Raw genomic sequence first — 16,255 nt, forward strand, 5'->3', positions numbered from 1 at the left:
CCCTACCCATGATCCAAGATCTGAACATTCCCGGTAGCCCGTCCACCCCCGCGATCCAGAGCGACTGGCAGGCCGGCCGGCTCAGCATGCAAGGCGATTCCTATCCGGAGAACTCCTATGAGCTGTTCCGCCACGTCACCGACTGGGCGGAAGCCTACCTCGCCCGGGCCACGGCCCCCCTCGTCCTCGACCTCGAGCTCGTCTACCTCAACACCAGCTCGGTGAAGGCGATGATGGATATCTTCGACCTGCTCGAGGACGCCCACCAGGGTGGGCGCGAGGTCGGTGTCATCTGGCGCTACGACAGCCGCAACGAGCGCATCGCCGAACTCGCCGAGGAGTTCAAGGAGGACTGCAGCTACCCCTTCGCCATCACGGCGATGCAGGCCTCCCCGTGACTCCCCAGGACCAGGCGCTTCTCGACCGGGTGGCGGCGCTGATCGACAGCGACGCCTATCGAGGGCATCCGTTGCACGAGGCCCTGAGCCAGCTCTATGCACGCCACCTGGAACAGCGCGAGCGCCTCGAGCGCCTGATCAGCATTGCCGACGGCTTCCAGCAGACCGCCCACGAGGATCTCCATGCCACGCGTCACCAGCTGCAGCGCCAGCTCAAGCGCCAGCGCAAGCTGTCGCGCATCGCCGATCGCTACCAGGCGCTGCTGCGCGAGCGCAACGCCGCCCTGGTGGACGCCGCGACCCTGGACCCGCTGACCGGCCTGGCCAACCGTCGCCTGCTCCACGAGCAGCTCCAGCGCCTGGCGGCGGACGCGCACCGTCATGGACGCTCGTTCACCCTGGCCATGATCGACATCGACCACTTCAAGCGCGTCAATGACCACCACGGCCATGCGGCCGGGGACCGCCTGCTGGTCGCCCTGGCCAAGACCCTGGCCAGCGAGCTGCGCGGGGCCGATCACTGCGCCCGCTGGGGTGGAGAGGAATTCCTGGTGGTGCTGCCGGCCACCTCGCTGGACCAGGCGGAGCCCCTGGTGGTCCGGCTGTGCGAGCGGTTCCGCGCCCTGAGCATCACCTTCGAGGGCGAGCGACTGCGCCTCACCGCCAGCATCGGGGTGGCCCAGCATCGTCTCGACGACGACTATGCGACGACCATCCAGCGCGCCGACGAGGCCCTGCTCGAGGCCAAGCGCGAGGGGCGGGACCGCTGGCGCACCGCCGGCTGAGCCGCCACCGCGCGGCGACGAAAAAGGACACCCGAGGGTGCCCTTTGCGCGATACCGGCAGGATGGCTCGGCTTACCAGCCGGCGGCCTCCTTCAGCGCGTCGCCGATCTCGGCGAGCGAACGCACGGTCTTCACGCCCGCGGCCTCCAGGGCGCCGAACTTCTCGTCCGCGGTGCCCTTGCCGCCGGCGATGATGGCACCGGCATGGCCCATGCGCTTGCCGGGAGGGGCGGTGACGCCGGCGATGTAGGACACGACCGGCTTGGAGACGTTGGCCTTGATGTAGGCCGCGGCCTCTTCCTCGGCGGTACCGCCGATCTCGCCGATCATCACGATGGCCTCGGTGGCCGGGTCCTTCTCGAACTGCTCGAGGATGTCGATGAAGGTGGAACCGGGAATCGGGTCGCCGCCGATGCCCACGCAGGTGGACTGGCCGAAGCCGTGGTCGGTGGTCTGCTTGACCGCCTCGTAGGTCAGGGTGCCGGAACGCGACACGATCCCGACCTTGCCCGGCTTGTGGATATGGCCCGGCATGATGCCGATCTTGGACTCGCCCGGGGTGATCACGCCGGGGCAGTTCGGGCCGATCAGGCGCACGCCCAGTTCGTCGCACTTCACCTTGACGTCGAGCATGTCAAGCGTCGGGATGCCCTCGGTGATGCACACGATCAGCTTGATGCCCGCATTGGCGGCCTCGAGGATCGAGTCCTTGCAGAACGGGGCCGGCACGTAGATCACGCTGGCCTCGGCGCCGGTCTCGGCCACGGCTTCCTTGACGGTGTTGAACACCGGCAGGCCCAGGTGCTCCTGGCCGCCCTTGCCCGGGGTCACGCCGCCGACCATCTGGGTACCGTAGGCGATCGCCTGCTCGGAGTGGAAGGTCCCCTGTCCGCCGGTGAAACCCTGGCAGATGACCTTGGTGTTCTTGTCGATCAGGATGCTCATTACTTGCCCTCCGCTGCCTTGACGACCTGCTGAGCCGCATCGGTGAGGCTCTTGGCAGCGATGATGTTCAGACCGCTGGAGGCCAGTTTCTCGGCACCCAGCTCGGCGTTGTTACCCTCGAGACGCACCACCACCGGCACGTTGACACCGACCTGCTCGACGGCGCCGATGATGCCCTCGGCGATCATGTCGCAGCGCACGATGCCACCGAAGATGTTGACCAGCACGGCCTTCACGGAATCGTCGGAGAGGATGATCTTGAACGCCTCGGCCACCCGCTCCTTGGTCGCGCCGCCCCCCACGTCGAGGAAGTTGGCCGGCTGGCCGCCGTTGAGCTTGATGATGTCCATGGTGCCCATGGCCAGGCCGGCCCCGTTGACCATGCAGCCGATGTTGCCGTCCAGGGCCACGTAGTTCAGGTCCCAGGCCGCGGCCTCGGCCTCGCGGGAATCCTCCTGGGAGGGGTCGCGCATGGCCTGCAGGTCCGGGTGCCGGTACAGGGCGTTGCCGTCGAGGTTGATCTTGGCGTCGAGGCAGTGCAGGTTGCCCTCGTCGGTGATCACCAGCGGGTTGATCTCGAGCAGCGCCAGGTCCTTGTCGTGGAACAGCTTGGACAGGCCCAGGAAGATCTTGGTGAACTGCTTGACCTGGTCGCCGGAGAGGCCCAGGGCGAAGGCCAGCTCACGCGCCTGGTACGGCTGGGCGCCGACCAGCGGGTCGATCTCGGCCTTGAGGATCTTCTCGGGGGTTTCCTCGGCGACCTTCTCGATTTCCACGCCACCCTCGGTGGAGGCCATGAAGACCACGCGGCGAGTGGCGCGGTCGACCACGGCACCCAGGTAGAGCTCGTTGGCGATATCGGTGCAGTTCTCGACCAGGATCTTGGCGACCGGCTGACCGTGCTCGTCGGTCTGGAAGGTCACCAGGTTCTTGCCCAGCCACTGCTCGGCGAAGGCCTTGGCCTCTTCCGGGCTCTTGATCAGCTTGACGCCGCCGGCCTTGCCGCGACCACCGGCATGGACCTGGGCCTTGACGACCCACATCTCGCCGCCGATCTTCTTGCAGGCTTCCGCCGCCTCTTCCGGGGTGTCGACGGCGAAGCCCTTGGAAACCGGCAGACCATAGTCGGCAAACAGCTGTTTGCTCTGATACTCGTGAAGGTTCATCGATTCATGCCATTGGTTGCATGTGACTCGAACGGTAGCCGTGATGGCGCCCGGGCGGCGCGAGGGTCAGGCTACCACCGATCCCTCCCGATACTTGGCCGGAAGGGATGCGCCGCCCGCGGGCGGCGCTTGTTGTCTTACTTGCGCTTCTTGCGGTTGGCCATGTGGATGGCATGGCCTTCCACGGCCAGCGCGGCCTCGTGCACGGCCTCCGACATGGTCGGGTGCGCATAGCAGGAGAGCGCCAGATCCTCGGCGCTGGAGCCGAACTCCATGGCAATCACGCCCTGGGCAATCATCTCGCCGGCGTGCTGGCCGACGATGTGCATGCCCAGGATACGATCGGTCTCGGCATCGGCGATCACCTTGGCCTGGCCCTCGGTGGCGTTGTTGGCCATGGCGCGACCGCTGGCGGCGAACGGGAAGGCACCGGTCTTGACCTCGATGCCGGCGGCCTTGGCGTCCTGCTCGGTCATGCCGACCCAGGCCACCTCCGGGAAGGTGTAGATCACGTTGGGGATGGCGTCGTAGTTCATCTCGGCCTTGTGGCCGGCGATGATGTCCGCGACCATGATGCCTTCCTCGGAGGCCTTGTGGGCCAGCATCGGGCCCCGCACGCAGTCGCCGATGGCGTAGACGCCCGGCACGCTGGTGCGGCACTGGTCGTCGACGTGGATGAAGCCCCGCTCGTCGAGGTCGACGCCGACGCCGTCGCCGATCACGCCCTGGGTGTAGGGCTTGCGGCCGACGCAGACGATCAGGCGATCGAAGGTGATCTCCTGCTCGCCCTTGCCGTCGGAGTACTTGACCACCACCTCGGTGCCCTTGACCTCGGAGCCGGTGACCCGGGCCCCCAGCTTGATGTCCAGGCCCTGCTTCTTGAGCAGCTTCTGGGTCTCCTTGGCGATGGCGGAATCGACCATCGGCAGGAAGTCCTCCAGGGCCTCGAGGACGGTGACCTCGCTGCCCAGGCGGTTCCACACGCTGCCGAGCTCCAGGCCGATGACGCCGGCGCCGATCACGCCCAGGCGCTTCGGGGCCTCCTGGAATTCCAGGGCGCCGGTGGAATCGACGATCAGGTCGTCGGTCAGCGGCGTCGGCGGGATCTCCACCGGCACCGAGCCCGCGGCGACGACGATGTTGTCGGCCTCATAGGTGGCGGCCTTGCCGTCCTTGTCGGTGACCTCGACCTGCTTGCTGCCGGTCACCTTGCCGGTGCCTTCCAGGGCGGTGACGCCGTTGGCCTTGAACAGGCCGGCGATGCCGCCGGTCAGGTTCTTAACGATCGTGTCCTTGCGCGCCATCATCTTCTTGACGTCCATGGTGACGTCACCGGCCTCGATTCCCAGGTCGCCGAAGTCATGCTTGGCCTCGACGAACTTGTGGGAGGCCTCCAGCAGCGCCTTGGACGGGATGCAGCCCACGTTCAGGCAGGTCCCGCCGTGGACCACCTTGCCTTCCTTGCCAATCCACTTCTCGACACAGGCGGTCTTCAGGCCCAGCTGAGCGGCACGGATGGCGGCGACGTAGCCGCCGGGGCCCGCACCGATGACGATCACATCAAACTTGTCGGCCATGTTGGCTCCTTGCGTTGCGCTTCGCTGAAATACGTTGTGCGGTCCGCGGATCAGATATCCAGCAGCAGGCGTGCCGGATCCTCGAGCAGTTCCTTGAGGGTCACCAGGAACTGGACCGCGTCCTTGCCGTCGATCATGCGGTGATCGTATGACAGCGCCAGGTACATCATCGGGCGGATCTCGACCTGGCCGTTCACCGCCATGGGCCGCTCCTGGATCTTGTGCATGCCCAGGATGGCGGTCTGCGGCGGATTGAGGATCGGCGTCGACATCAGCGAGCCGAAGATCCCCCCATTGGTGATGGTGAAGGTGCCGCCCTGCATCTCGTCGATGCCGAGCTTGCCGTCACGGGCCCGCTTGCCGAAATCGACGATGCCCTTCTCGACGTCGGCGATCTTCATGCTGTCGGTGTCGCGCAGCACCGGCACGACCAGGCCACGATCGGTGGACACGGCCACGCCGATGTCCTGGTAGCCGTGATAGACGATGTCGGTGCCGTCGATGGAGGCGTTGACGTCCGGGAAGCGCTTGAGGGCCTCGCTGGCCGCCTTGACGAAGAAGCCCATGAAGCCGAGCTTGGTGTCGTGGGCCTTGAGGAAGGTGTCCTTGTACTGGGCCCGCAGGTCCATCACCGCGCCCATGTCCACCTCGTTGTAGGTGGTCAGCATGGCGGCGGTCTGCTGGGCCTGGACCAGGCGCTTGGCGATGGTCTGGCGCAGGCGGCTCATCGGCACGCGCTTCTCGGGGCGCTCGCCCTCGACGGCCGGAGCGGCGGCCGCGGCCGCCTGGCCCCCGCCGACGGCCGGCTTGGCGGCCTTCTTGGCGCTGCCGGCCTTGACGGCCTTCTGGACGTCTTCCTTGAGGATGCGGCCCCCCTTGCCGGTCCCCTCGATCCTGGCGACGTCGAGATCGTGCTCGGCGACCAGCTTGCGGGCCGCCGGGGCGAGGATCTTGTCGCCGACCTTCTCGTCGCTGGCACCGTCGTCGGCGGACGCCGGCGCCTTCTCCTCGCCGCCGCTCTCGGCGGCGGCACCGCCGGCCCCCTCGCTGAACAGCGCGAGCACGGCCTCGGACTCGACCTGGCTGCCCTCCTCGGCCTTGATCTCGGACAGCGCGCCATCGGCCGGCGCCACCACCTCGAGCACCACCTTGTCGGTCTCGATCTCGGCCAGCACCTCGTCGCGCTTGACCGCCTCGCCGACCTGCTTGTTCCAGCTGGCCACGGTGCCTTCCTGGATGGACTCGGGGAAGGTCGGAGCCTTCACCTCGTGCTGCTTGCCGCCGCCGGCCGGCGCCTTGGCCTCGGGCTTGGCCTTGGACTCGCCCTCGGACGTGGCCTCGGCACCGCCCTTCTCGCCGCCGCTCGCGGCGCCCTCGCCGATGCGGCCCAGCACTTGCTCGGACTGCACGGTATCGCCTTCCTCCACCAGCACCTCGGCGAGGGTGCCGGCCTCGGGTGCCACGACCTCGAGCACCACCTTGTCGGTCTCGATCTCGACGATCAGCTCGTCACGCTCGACGCTGTCGCCCGGCTTCTTGTGCCAGGCGGCGACACTGCCCTCGGCAACGGATTCCGGAAAGGTGGGTGCCTTGATCTCGGTAGCCATGTAGTTTCCCTTGTGTGTTCTCTCTCGTCCCGGTGGGCTGCCTCAGAGGTTGAAGGCGTCTTCCACCAGCTGGCGCTGCTGTTCGGTATGCACGGACATGTAGCCCGCCGCGGGGGCCGCCGAGGCCGGACGACCGGCAAACTTGAGCTTGCCGCCCAGGCCCGCCTTGAGGCGTTCGGCCACGCTGCGCATATGGTGCTGGCTGGGGTACCAGGCGCCCTGATTGAGCGGTTCCTCCTGGCACCACACCACGTCGGTGACGTTGGTGTAGTCCTGGATCGCCTCGAACAACTCCTCCTCGGGGAAGGGGTAGAGCTGCTCCAGGCGCAGGATGGCCACGTCGTCCCGGGCGTTCTCCTCGCGCCAGTTGGCGAGGTCGTAGTAGACCTTGCCGGCACACAGGATGATGCGCTCGACCTGCGTCGCCTCGCGCTCCCCCTGGTCGGGCAGCACCATCTGGAAGGTGCCGTTGGCCAGCTCGTCGAGGCTGGAGGTGGCCTCCTTGTGACGCAGCAGGCTCTTGGGCGACATCACCACCAGCGGCTTTCTCAGCTTGCGGATCACCTGGCGACGCAGCAGATGGTAGATCTGCGCCGGCGTGGTCGGCACGCAGACCTGCATGTTGTGCTCGGCGCACAGCTGCAGGAAGCGCTCGAGGCGCGCCGAGGAGTGCTCGGGTCCCTGCCCCTCGTAGCCATGGGGCAGCAGCATGGTCAGCCCACACAAGCGTTCCCACTTGGTCTCGCCAGACGAGATGAACTGGTCGACCACCACCTGGGCGCCGTTGAAGAAGTCGCCGAACTGGGCTTCCCAGATCACCAGGTCGTTGGGCGCCGTGGTCGAGTAGCCGTACTCGAAGGCCAGCACCGCCTCCTCCGACAGGAAGGAGTCGTGGATGGTGAAGTGTGGCTGGCCGTCCGTCAGGTGCTGCAGCGGCACGTAGGTGGTGCCGTCCTTCTGGTTGTGCACCACCGCATGGCGGTGCGAGAAGGTGCCGCGTCCCACGTCCTGGCCGGTCAGGCGCACCGGATGGCCCTGGTCGAGGAGGGTGGCGTAGGCCAGGGTCTCGGCGAAGCCCCAGTTGGCCGCCATGCCACCGGCCTGCATCTTGCGGCGATCGTCATAGATCTTGGCCACCTGGCGCTGCACTTTGACCCCGTCGGGGATCTCGCACATCCGCGCCGCCAGGTGCTGCAGTCGCTTGAGGTCGAAGCTGGTGTCGGTGTGGCCGGACCACTCGTGGCCCAGGTAGGGCTTCCAGTTGACGAACAGCGCCGTGTTGGGCTTCTGCACCAGGGCGTTGGCGACATGGTTGCCGGCCACCAGGTCGTCCCGGTACTTTTCCATCATGGCCTTGGCATCGTCGTCGCTGAGCAGCCCCTGCTTGACCAGCCGCTCGACGTAGCGGGTCCGCGAGGACGGATGGTTCTTGATCTTGCCGTACATCATCGGCTGGGTGCCGGAGGGCTCGTCCGCCTCGTTGTGGCCGCGGCGGCGATAGCAGACCAGATCGATGACCACGTCCTTCTTGAACTGCTGGCGGTAGTCCAGCGCCACCTGGGTGGCATGCAGCACGGCATCGGGATCGTCGCCGTTGACGTGGAAGATCGGCGCCTGAACCATCTTGGCGATATCGGTGCAGTACTCGGTGGAGCGCGAGTCCTCCGGGTGCGAGGTGGTGAAGCCGACCTGGTTGTTGATCACGATGTGCACCGTGCCGCCGGTGCGGTAGGCGCGGGTCTGGGACATCTGGAAGGTCTCCATGACCACGCCCTGGCCGGCAAAGGCCGCGTCGCCGTGCACGTTGATCGGCAGCACCTTGCCGCCCTCGAAGTCGTTGCGGCGATCCTGACGGGCCCGCACCGAGCCCACCACTACCGGCGCGACGATCTCCAGGTGGGAGGGGTTGAACGACAGCGCCAGGTGGACCTCGCCGCCCGGCGTCATCACGTTCGAGCTGAAGCCCTGGTGGTACTTGACGTCACCGGAGCCCCGCTCGACCACCTTCTTGCCGTCGAACTCGTCGATCAGCTCGGAGGGGTTCTTGCCGAGGATGTTGACCAGCACGTTGAGACGCCCGCGGTGGGCCATGCCGATCACCACTTCCTTGGTGCCGTAGCCGCCGGCGCGCTGGATCAGCTCGTCCATCATGGGGATGAAGGACTCGCCGCCCTCCAGGCCGAAGCGCTTGGTCCCCGGGTACTTGGAGGCCAGGTAGCTCTCCAGGCCCTCGGCGGCGCTCAGGCGCTCCAGCACGTGCTTGCGCACATCGTCGCTGAACTTCGGCGCCGAGCGCACCGACTCGAAGCGCTGCTGCAGCCAGCGCTTCTCCTCGGTATCGACGATATGCATGATCTCGCAGCCGATGCTGCGGCAATAGGTCTGCTCCAGCGCCTCGACGATCTCCTTGAGCGGCGCCTTGTCCACGCCGAGGAAGAAGGAACCGGTCTGGAACTCGGTGTCCAGGTCGGCCTTGGAGAGTTGGTGGAAGGACAGGTCGAGGTCGGGCACCGGCTTGGGGTCGCGCAGATCGAGGGGATCGATCTTGGCCTTCTGGTGCCCGCGGAAACGGTAGGCGTTGATCAGCTGCAGCACCTTGACCTGCTTGCGGCTCGCGTCGCTCTCGGTGGCGGCGGCGGTCTGGGCGGTGCGGCGCTGGCGGCCTATCTGGTAGAACTGTTCTCGGGTCGGGGCAAGCGGAACGTCGCGAGTGGCGCTGCCATCGGGTCTCGGCAGCTGGTCGAAGTACTGGCGCCATTCGTCGGGAACGGCGGAGGGGTCATCGAGGTACTGCTCGTAGAGCGCTTCCACATAGTGGACATTACTGCCACTGACGTGGGAGGAGCGCCACATCAACTCCATTATGCCTTGTTGCATTTCTCGGTCACCCTGCACTGATGGGGTGGTATCGGCGTCGTCACGGCTCACCCATGGCGACATCGGGGGTGGCCTGCCAGGGGCCGGACACCTTTCATTCGATGGTCAAGAGCCGGTGCACAAGGCACCGGCTCTTCGACAACACACCGGGTCAAGGCTGCGACCACGTGCCGCAGCTCAGGGCCGGTGCGTATGATAACAAGCCGACGGCCACGATTTAAGTGGCATTCGCCAGCAGCATCTCGCGGATCTTGCCGATCGCCCGTGTCGGGTTGAGGCCCTTCGGGCAGACCGCCACGCAGTTCATGATGCCGCGGCAACGAAACACGGAGAACGGGTCCTCCAGTTCGGACAGGCGCTCGCGGGTGGCCTCGTCCCGGGAATCCGCCAGGAAACGGTAGGCCTGCAGCAGGCCGGCCGGACCGACGAACTTGTCCGGGTTCCACCAGAACGACGGGCAGGCGGTCGAGCAGCAGGCACACAGGATGCACTCGTAGAGGCCGTCGAGCTTGTCGCGCTCCTCCGGTGACTGCAGGCGCTCGATGGCCGGCGCCGGCTGGTCGTTCTGCAGGTACGGCTGGATGCGCTCGTACTGCTTGTAGAACAGCCCCATGTCGACCACCAGGTCACGGATGACCGGCAGGCCGGGCAGCGGACGCAGCGTGAGCTTGCCCTTCTTGACCACCTCGGAGAGCGGCGTGATGCAGGCCAGGCCGTTCTTGCCGTTCATGTTCATGCCGTCGGAACCGCACACGCCCTCGCGGCAGCTGCGGCGGTAGGCCAGGCCGTTGTCCTGTTCCTTCACCAGATGCAGCACATCCAGCACCATCAGGTCGCGACCCTGGGTATCGACCTGGAACTCCTCCATGTAGGGGGCGGAGTCCGTTTCCGGGTTGTAGCGGTACAGGGATACCTGAAGCTTGGACATCGTGACTCCCCTCAGTAAGTGCGGACTTTCGGCTCGAACATGTCGACGGTCTTGGGCGCGAAGTTGACCTCGCGCTGTCCCAGTCGCTTCTCGGCCGGGAAGTACATCGAATGCTTCAGCCAGTTGACGTCGTCGCGGTCCGGATAGTCGTAGCGGGAATGGGCGCCGCGACTCTCCTTGCGCTCCAGGGCGGCGATGGCGGTGGCCTCGGCGACCTCCATCAGGTTGTCGAGCTCCAGCGCCTCCACCCGAGCGGTGTTGAAGGTGTTCGACTTGTCCGGCAGGTAGGCGTTGTCGATGCGCTCACGGAGCTCGGCGAGCTGCTTGACGCCCTTCTGCATGTTGTCCTCCTGACGGAAGACGCCGAAGGCGTTCTGCATGATGTCCTGCAGCTCGCGCTTGAGCTCGGGCACGGTCTCGCCGCTCTCGGACGCGTTCCAGCGGTTCATGCGCTGCATGGCCGACTCGACGTCGGACTCGCTGGCATCGAGGTACTCGATGCCCTCGTTGAGGGCGCTCTCGATGAACATGCCGGCGGCACGGCCGAAGACCACCAGGTCGAGCAGCGAGTTGCCGCCCAGGCGGTTGGCGCCGTGCACCGAGACACAGGCCGCCTCGCCGCAGGCGAACAGGCCGTTGACGACTTGGTCGTTGCCCTCGGCATCCTGCATGATCGCCTGGCCATGCACATTGGTGGGCACGCCCCCCATCATGTAGTGGCAGGTCGGCACTACCGGGATCGGCTCCTTGGCCGGGTCCACGTGGGCGAAGGTCTTGGACAGCTCAACGATCCCCGGCAGGCGCTTGCCGAGGACCTCCTCGCCCAGGTGATCCAGCTTGAGGTAGACGTGATCGCCGTTCTCGCCGCAGCCGCGGCCCTCGAGGATCTCCATGACCATGGAGCGGGCCACCACGTCACGGCCGGCCAGGTCCTTGGCGTTGGGAGCATAACGCTCCATGAAGCGCTCGCCGTCCTTGTTGACCAGGTAGCCGCCCTCGCCACGGCAGCCCTCGGTCACCAGGGTACCGGCGCCGTAGATGCCGGTGGGGTGGAACTGCCACATCTCCATGTCCTGCATCGGGAAGCCGGCGCGCAGGGCCATGCCGATGCCGTCGCCGGTATTGATCAGGGCGTTGGTGGTGGAGGCATAGATCCGGCCGGAGCCGCCGGTGGCCAGCACGGTGGCCTTGGACTTGACGTGAACCACCTCCCCGGTCTCGATGTCCATGGCGATGCAGCCGACGACATCGCCGTTGGCGTTCTTGACCAAGTCGACGGCGTACCACTCGTTGAGGAAGGTGGTATTGTTCTTCAGGTTGTTCTGGTAGAGCGTATGCAGCAGCGCATGGCCGGTCCGGTCGGCGGCGGCGCAGGTGCGGGCCGCCTGGCCGCCCTCACCGAAGTTCTTGGACTGGCCGCCGAACGGGCGCTGGTAGATGCGGCCGTTGTCGAAGCGGGAGAACGGCAGGCCCATGTGCTCGAGCTCGAACACCGCCTTGGGGCCCTCGGAGCACATGTATTCGGCCGCGTCCTGGTCGGCGATGTAGTCGCCGCCCTTGACGGTGTCATACATGTGCCAGCGCCAGTCGTCGTTGGGGTCGGCGGAGGCGATGGCACAGGTGATGCCGCCCTGGGCGGATACGGTGTGCGAGCGGGTCGGGAAGACCTTGGAGAGCACGGCGGTCTTCTTGCCGGATTTGGCCAGCTCGAGGGCGGCCCGCAGGCCGGCACCGCCACCGCCGATGATGATGGCGTCGAACGTCAGGCTACGCAGGTTGGACATGGATCAGGCTCCCCACAGAACTTGGATGCCCCAGACCAGGAACACGAAGATGGCCAGGATGATGACGGTCTGGGTGGCGATACGAATGCCGGTCGGCTTGAGATAGTCGGTGGTCACGGTCCACAGACCGACCCAGGCGTGGGCGGACAGGGACACGAAGGCCAGCAGCGAGAAGATGCGCATCCATGTCTGGGCGAAAAGTCCGCTCCAGGCCGCGTAATCCAGGCCCGGATGGAACAGCAGGTAGCCAACGATGAAGAGGGTGTAGAGGGCCAGGATGATGGCCGAGACGCGCTGGACGAGCCAGTCGGAAAGACCGCTGCGTCCGAAGTTCGTGACGTTGGTTACCATACCCAGACTCCAGCCAGAATGATCAGGACCACGCTCACCACGACGGTGATCTGTGCCTTCTTGACACCCCCCTCGAGGGTCACGCCGATGTCGATATCCATCAGCAGGTGCTTGATGCCCGCCACGAAGTGGAACGCCAGCGCCGACAGCAGGCCCCAGGCGACCAGCTTGGCCAGGAAGTTGTGGGCCAGGGCATCGTTCACGGCCGCGAAGCCGGCGGGCGACGACAGTGACGTGTCGAAGGCCCAGAAAGCGAAGATCAGGCCGATGAAAAGGATGACGCCGGTGATGCGGTGGGCAATCGACGTCAAGGCGGGGAGGGGGAACTGTATCGTGGACAGATCCAGATTTACGGGTCGTTTGCTATTCACGGCTCTCTACACACTCTCTTGGCCCGCGGATGGGCGCTCGGGCGAGGCCCGACACGGGCGGTGGTTTCGGGAAGGGACAGGATCATGACTCTGCGGTCGTGATCGTCGTTTCCTGCCAGTCGCGCGACAAGATTATAGGGTTATGCCCCACCCATGACAAATGGCGCCCCGCCGACTCGACCATGGTGGAAGGTCCCATCGAGCGCCCGAAATCCCGACGCCAAGGGGGTTTGTCCCGATGTCGCTGCGGGCCGCGTCGGGCCTGGGCTGCGGATGATGCAGAGCACCATTTCCCATGCAAGGCCTTTACAGCAATGAGGTCATCGTACATGGAGAGAAGGTCAATGGGCTAATTGACAATCTCGAAGACGCTTCTATAGTGGGCGAACCTTTTCGCCGGCAAGTTCTGCGAAATAACGACTTATCGCGCCACCATGAACTCGAGAGGAGGCCAGTTATGGCTGACAGGAAAGCGACATTGACGGTAGAGGGTCTGGACCAGCCGATCGAGCTGCCGATCTACTCGGGCACCGTGGGGCCAGACGTCATCGATGTGCGCGGCCTCGGCGCACAGGGCCTGTTCACCTACGACCCCGGCTTCATGGCGACCTCCTCTTGCCAGTCGGCCATCACCTACATCGATGGTGGCAAGGGCGTGCTGCTGCACCGCGGCTACCCCATCGAGCAGCTGGCCAAGAACTCGAACTTCGTCGAGATGAGCTACCTGCTGCTGTTCGGCGAACTGCCCGACAAGGCCCAGTACCAGGATTTCGAGGGGCGCGTGCGCGGCCACACCATGGTCCACGAGCAACTGGCCAATTTCTACAAGGGCTTCCGTCGCGATGCCCACCCGATGTCCATCCTGTGCGGCGTGGTCGGCGGCCTGGCGGCCTTCTACCATGACCACCTGGACATCACCAAGCAGGAAGACCGCGAGATCAGTGCCATTCGCCTGATCGCCAAGATGCCGACCCTCGCGGCCATGTCCTACAAGTACAACGTCGGCCAGCCGTTCAACTATCCTCGCAACGACCTGAGCTATGCAGAGAACTTCCTCTACATGATGTTCAGCAACCCCTGCGAGGAATATCGGGTCAATCCGGTGTTCGCCAAGGCCATGGACCGCATCTTCATGCTGCATGCCGACCACGAGCAGAACGCCTCCACCTCCACGGTGCGACTGGCCGGCTCCACCGGCGCCAATCCCTTCGCCTGCATCAGCGCCGGCATCGCTGCCCTCTGGGGCCCGGCCCATGGCGGTGCCAACGAGGCGGTGCTGAACATGCTCGACGAGATCGGCGACGAGTCCGAGGAGAACATCCAGCGCTTCATCGACAAGGCCAAGGACAAGGACGACCCCTTCAAGCTGATGGGCTTCGGTCATCGCGTCTACCGCAACTTCGACCCGCGGGCCAAGGTCATGAAGGAGACCTGCGACGAGGTGCTGGCCGAACTGGGCATGGCCGACGATCCCCAGCTCAAGATCGCCAAGCGCCTGGAGCAGATCGCCCTGGAAGACGAGTACTTCATCGAGCGCAAGCTGTACCCGAACGTCGACTTCTACTCCGGCATCATCCTCAAGGCCATGGGCATCCCGACCAACATGTTCACCGTGATCTTCGCGGTGTCCCGGACCATCGGCTGGATCTCCCACTGGCACGAGATGATCAGCGAGAGCTACAAGATCGGCCGCCCGCGCCAGCTCTACGTGGGTTACGACCAGCGCGACTATCCCAGCGAGTAAGTCGCCACTCCGCATCATCCCTTGAAGAAGGCCGCCCCCGGGCGGCCTTCTGCGTTTCGCAGATCGCCAAGCGAGGAAACCGAACATGCCGCAAGACATCTCCAGCATCGCCTTTATCGGGCTGGGCGTCATGGGCCACCCCATGGCCGGACACCTGGCCGGCGCCGACCTCGACGTCCGGGTCTACAATCGCACCGCCGACAAGGCCGCCGCCTGGGTGGCCGAGCATGGCGGCAGCCACCACCCCACCCCCCGCGAGGCCGCCCACGGCGCCGACCTGGTACTGGTCTGCGTGGGCAACGACGACGATGTGCGCCAGGTCACCACGGGGCCGGAGGGCGCCCTGGGGGGCATGGCCGCCGGCAGCCTGCTGGTGGACCACACCACCGCCTCCGCCGAGCTGGCAGCCGAGCTCGACGCCGCCTGCCGGGAGCACGGCATCGGCTTCATCGATGCCCCCGTGTCCGGCGGACAGCAGGGCGCGGAACAGGGCACGCTGACCATCATGTGCGGCGGCGCATTGGCCGATTTCGAGCGCGCCCGCCCCCTGCTCGACCTGTACGGGCGGGCGGTGACCCTGATGGGAGCGGCCGGCAGCGGCCAGCTGACCAAGATGGTCAACCAGATCTGCATCGGCGGGCTCATCCAGGGCCTGGCCGAGGGCCTGCACTTCGCCGACAGGGCCGGCCTCGATCCCCTCCGGGTGGTGGAGGTGATCAGCCAGGGGGCCGCCGGCTCCTGGCAGATGGACAACCGTCATCGAACCATGATCGAAGATGAGTACGAGCACGGCTTCGCGGTGGACTGGATGCGCAAGGATCTGGGAATCTGCCTGGACCAGGCACGACGCCTCGGCGCCCGGCTGCCGGTGACCGCCCTGGTGGATCAATTCTACGCCGAGGTCCAGGCGATGGGCGGCGGCCGCTGGGACACCTCTTCCCTGCTGCGCCGACTGCGCGACCCGGACAAGGCGTGACGCCCGCGGGCGGGAGCGCTGCGACCGCGCTCCCGCCTCCCGGCAGCCCGGCTCGCCTCCGCCCCGCCAAGCCTCCCCACTCGCTGTAGCGTTTTCCACACATTCTGTGGATAAACCTGTTCAAAACCCCTAGACAAGCGCCTCGAATCGCCATGAACAGCGGCTTCGCCTTAGATTGATCAATTTTTGATCTAGTCTAATTGCTTGATTTTAAAGGATTAACACAAGAAGCCCACTGGCACGGGGCCTGGCGGGTGAATTATTCACAGAAAGGGCCGCAGGAACAGGGCGCGTGGACAAGTCAAGAGGAAATGCACCACTTTTCCCATGCGATAGTATGAGAGATGACCGACACCGGATGGCAGGGCACCCCGCAAGCGGACACAAAAAAAGACGCCGTCAGCGCCTGGAGATACCTGAAGAAGGAGTGGCGTCCCATAGGGGGTTCGAACCCCTGTTCCCGCCGTGAAAGGGCGGTGTCCTGGACCACTAGACGAATGGGACGCATCGCCTTCGATCGAGAAGGTGGTGGAGCCTAGCGGGATCGAACCGCTGACCTCGACACTGCCAGTGTCGCGCTCTCCCAGCTGAGCTAAGGCCCCGCATCTCGTGAAGACGAGGCGTATAGTACTGATTCCCATCGCCTTCGTCAACGGGAAATCGAGAATTTCCTGCTGCGCTCGACGCCCCACATGGAAGTGGGAAGTGCGTAGGCTCGTCGGGAACGAGCCTAGCTGTGATCTCTC

13 protein-coding genes and 2 tRNA genes are annotated in these 16,255 nt (G+C 65.6%); 4 read left to right on the forward strand and 11 right to left on the reverse strand.

The features are described 5' to 3' along the window. Positions 1–8 precede the first annotated feature (8 nt). Positions 9–398 carry a biofilm regulation phosphoprotein SiaC gene (gene siaC, locus OCT48_RS12730; RefSeq protein WP_412031008.1) on the forward strand — a complete coding sequence of 130 codons (390 nt, stop codon included), beginning with the start codon at positions 9–11 and terminating at the stop codon, positions 396–398. After that, the gene (gene siaD, locus OCT48_RS12735; RefSeq protein WP_263589505.1) at positions 395–1,183 is read left to right on the forward strand and encodes a biofilm regulation diguanylate cyclase SiaD; all 789 of its coding nucleotides are present in this window, start codon (positions 395–397) and stop codon (positions 1,181–1,183) included. The genes siaC and siaD overlap by 4 nt, the downstream gene beginning before the upstream one ends. 72 nt (positions 1,184–1,255) lie before the next feature. Here siaD and sucD read toward each other — a convergent pair whose 3' ends face one another. The 9 genes from sucD to sdhC all read right to left on the reverse strand — a co-directional run bounded on the left by sucD (position 1,256) and on the right by sdhC (position 12,789). Then, positions 1,256–2,128, reverse strand: a complete 873-nt coding sequence (gene sucD, locus OCT48_RS12740; RefSeq protein WP_263589506.1) for a succinate--CoA ligase subunit alpha — start codon at positions 2,126–2,128, stop codon at positions 1,256–1,258. Next, the gene (gene sucC / locus OCT48_RS12745) at positions 2,128–3,294 is read right to left on the reverse strand and encodes an ADP-forming succinate--CoA ligase subunit beta (RefSeq protein WP_126485888.1); all 1,167 of its coding nucleotides are present in this window, start codon (positions 3,292–3,294) and stop codon (positions 2,128–2,130) included. The genes sucD and sucC overlap by 1 nt, the downstream gene beginning before the upstream one ends. 137 nt (positions 3,295–3,431) lie before the next feature. Then, on the reverse strand, positions 3,432–4,871 hold the full coding sequence (lpdA, locus tag OCT48_RS12750) for a dihydrolipoyl dehydrogenase (protein ID WP_263589507.1): 1,440 nt from the start codon (positions 4,869–4,871) through the stop codon (positions 3,432–3,434). Positions 4,872–4,921: 50 nt separating this feature from the next. After that, positions 4,922–6,478, reverse strand: a complete 1,557-nt coding sequence (odhB, locus tag OCT48_RS12755) for a 2-oxoglutarate dehydrogenase complex dihydrolipoyllysine-residue succinyltransferase (RefSeq protein ID WP_263589508.1) — start codon at positions 6,476–6,478, stop codon at positions 4,922–4,924. Between the two features lie 42 nt (positions 6,479–6,520). After that, positions 6,521–9,355: a 2-oxoglutarate dehydrogenase E1 component gene (locus OCT48_RS12760; RefSeq protein WP_263589509.1), complete on the reverse strand. Its 2,835-nt coding sequence runs from the start codon at positions 9,353–9,355 to the stop codon at positions 6,521–6,523. Between the two features lie 217 nt (positions 9,356–9,572). Further along, positions 9,573–10,283 carry a succinate dehydrogenase iron-sulfur subunit gene (locus OCT48_RS12765; RefSeq protein WP_183381841.1) on the reverse strand — a complete coding sequence of 237 codons (711 nt, stop codon included), beginning with the start codon at positions 10,281–10,283 and terminating at the stop codon, positions 9,573–9,575. A gap of 11 nt (positions 10,284–10,294) precedes the next feature. After that, the gene (gene sdhA, locus OCT48_RS12770) at positions 10,295–12,067 is read right to left on the reverse strand and encodes a succinate dehydrogenase flavoprotein subunit (protein WP_263589510.1); all 1,773 of its coding nucleotides are present in this window, start codon (positions 12,065–12,067) and stop codon (positions 10,295–10,297) included. Between the two features lie 3 nt (positions 12,068–12,070). After that, entirely contained in the window at positions 12,071–12,418 is a 348-nt protein-coding gene (gene sdhD / locus OCT48_RS12775; protein WP_263589511.1) for a succinate dehydrogenase, hydrophobic membrane anchor protein, read from the reverse strand. Further along, on the reverse strand, positions 12,412–12,789 hold the full coding sequence (gene sdhC / locus OCT48_RS12780) for a succinate dehydrogenase, cytochrome b556 subunit (RefSeq protein ID WP_263589512.1): 378 nt from the start codon (positions 12,787–12,789) through the stop codon (positions 12,412–12,414). The genes sdhD and sdhC overlap by 7 nt, the downstream gene beginning before the upstream one ends. 457 nt (positions 12,790–13,246) lie before the next feature. Here sdhC and gltA point away from each other — a divergent pair, with 457 nt between their 5' ends. Continuing rightward, positions 13,247–14,533: a citrate synthase gene (gene gltA, locus OCT48_RS12785; RefSeq protein WP_263589513.1), complete on the forward strand. Its 1,287-nt coding sequence runs from the start codon at positions 13,247–13,249 to the stop codon at positions 14,531–14,533. A gap of 85 nt (positions 14,534–14,618) precedes the next feature. Then, positions 14,619–15,509 (forward strand): NAD(P)-dependent oxidoreductase, encoded by an 891-nt coding sequence (locus tag OCT48_RS12790; RefSeq protein ID WP_263589514.1) that lies wholly within the window; start codon positions 14,619–14,621, stop codon positions 15,507–15,509. Positions 15,510–15,937: 428 nt separating this feature from the next. On the opposite strand, the gene OCT48_RS12795 is transcribed toward OCT48_RS12790, so the two are convergent. Both OCT48_RS12795 and OCT48_RS12800 read right to left on the reverse strand, forming a co-directional pair. Beyond that, positions 15,938–16,013, reverse strand: a tRNA-Glu gene (locus tag OCT48_RS12795). A 22-nt stretch (positions 16,014–16,035) separates the two neighbouring features. Continuing rightward, a tRNA-Ala gene (locus tag OCT48_RS12800) sits at positions 16,036–16,111 on the reverse strand. Between the last annotated feature and the right edge of the window lie 144 nt (positions 16,112–16,255).

Source organism: Halomonas sp. M4R1S46 (assembly GCF_025725685.1).
Classification (GTDB): domain Bacteria; phylum Pseudomonadota; class Gammaproteobacteria; order Pseudomonadales; family Halomonadaceae; genus Halomonas.

Bases quoted from the DNA above. Each gene is read 5' to 3' on its own strand.
- sdhD (WP_263589511.1), bottom strand. From the start codon at position 12,418: ATGGTAACCAACGTCACGAACTTCGGACGCAGCGGTCTTTCCGACTGG.
- OCT48_RS12790 (WP_263589514.1), top strand. From the start codon at position 14,619: ATGCCGCAAGACATCTCCAGCATCGCCTTTATCGGGCTGGGCGTCATG.
- odhB (WP_263589508.1), bottom strand. From the start codon at position 6,478: ATGGCTACCGAGATCAAGGCACCCACCTTTCCGGAATCCGTTGCCGAG.
- lpdA (WP_263589507.1), bottom strand. From the start codon at position 4,871: ATGGCCGACAAGTTTGATGTGATCGTCATCGGTGCGGGCCCCGGCGGC.
- sdhA (WP_263589510.1), bottom strand. From the start codon at position 12,067: ATGTCCAACCTGCGTAGCCTGACGTTCGACGCCATCATCATCGGCGGT.
- sucD (WP_263589506.1), bottom strand. From the start codon at position 2,128: ATGAGCATCCTGATCGACAAGAACACCAAGGTCATCTGCCAGGGTTTC.
- sucC (WP_126485888.1), bottom strand. From the start codon at position 3,294: ATGAACCTTCACGAGTATCAGAGCAAACAGCTGTTTGCCGACTATGGT.
- OCT48_RS12765 (WP_183381841.1), bottom strand. From the start codon at position 10,283: ATGTCCAAGCTTCAGGTATCCCTGTACCGCTACAACCCGGAAACGGAC.
- OCT48_RS12760 (WP_263589509.1), bottom strand. From the start codon at position 9,355: ATGCAACAAGGCATAATGGAGTTGATGTGGCGCTCCTCCCACGTCAGT.
- gltA (WP_263589513.1), top strand. From the start codon at position 13,247: ATGGCTGACAGGAAAGCGACATTGACGGTAGAGGGTCTGGACCAGCCG.
- siaC (WP_412031008.1), top strand. From the start codon at position 9: ATGATCCAAGATCTGAACATTCCCGGTAGCCCGTCCACCCCCGCGATC.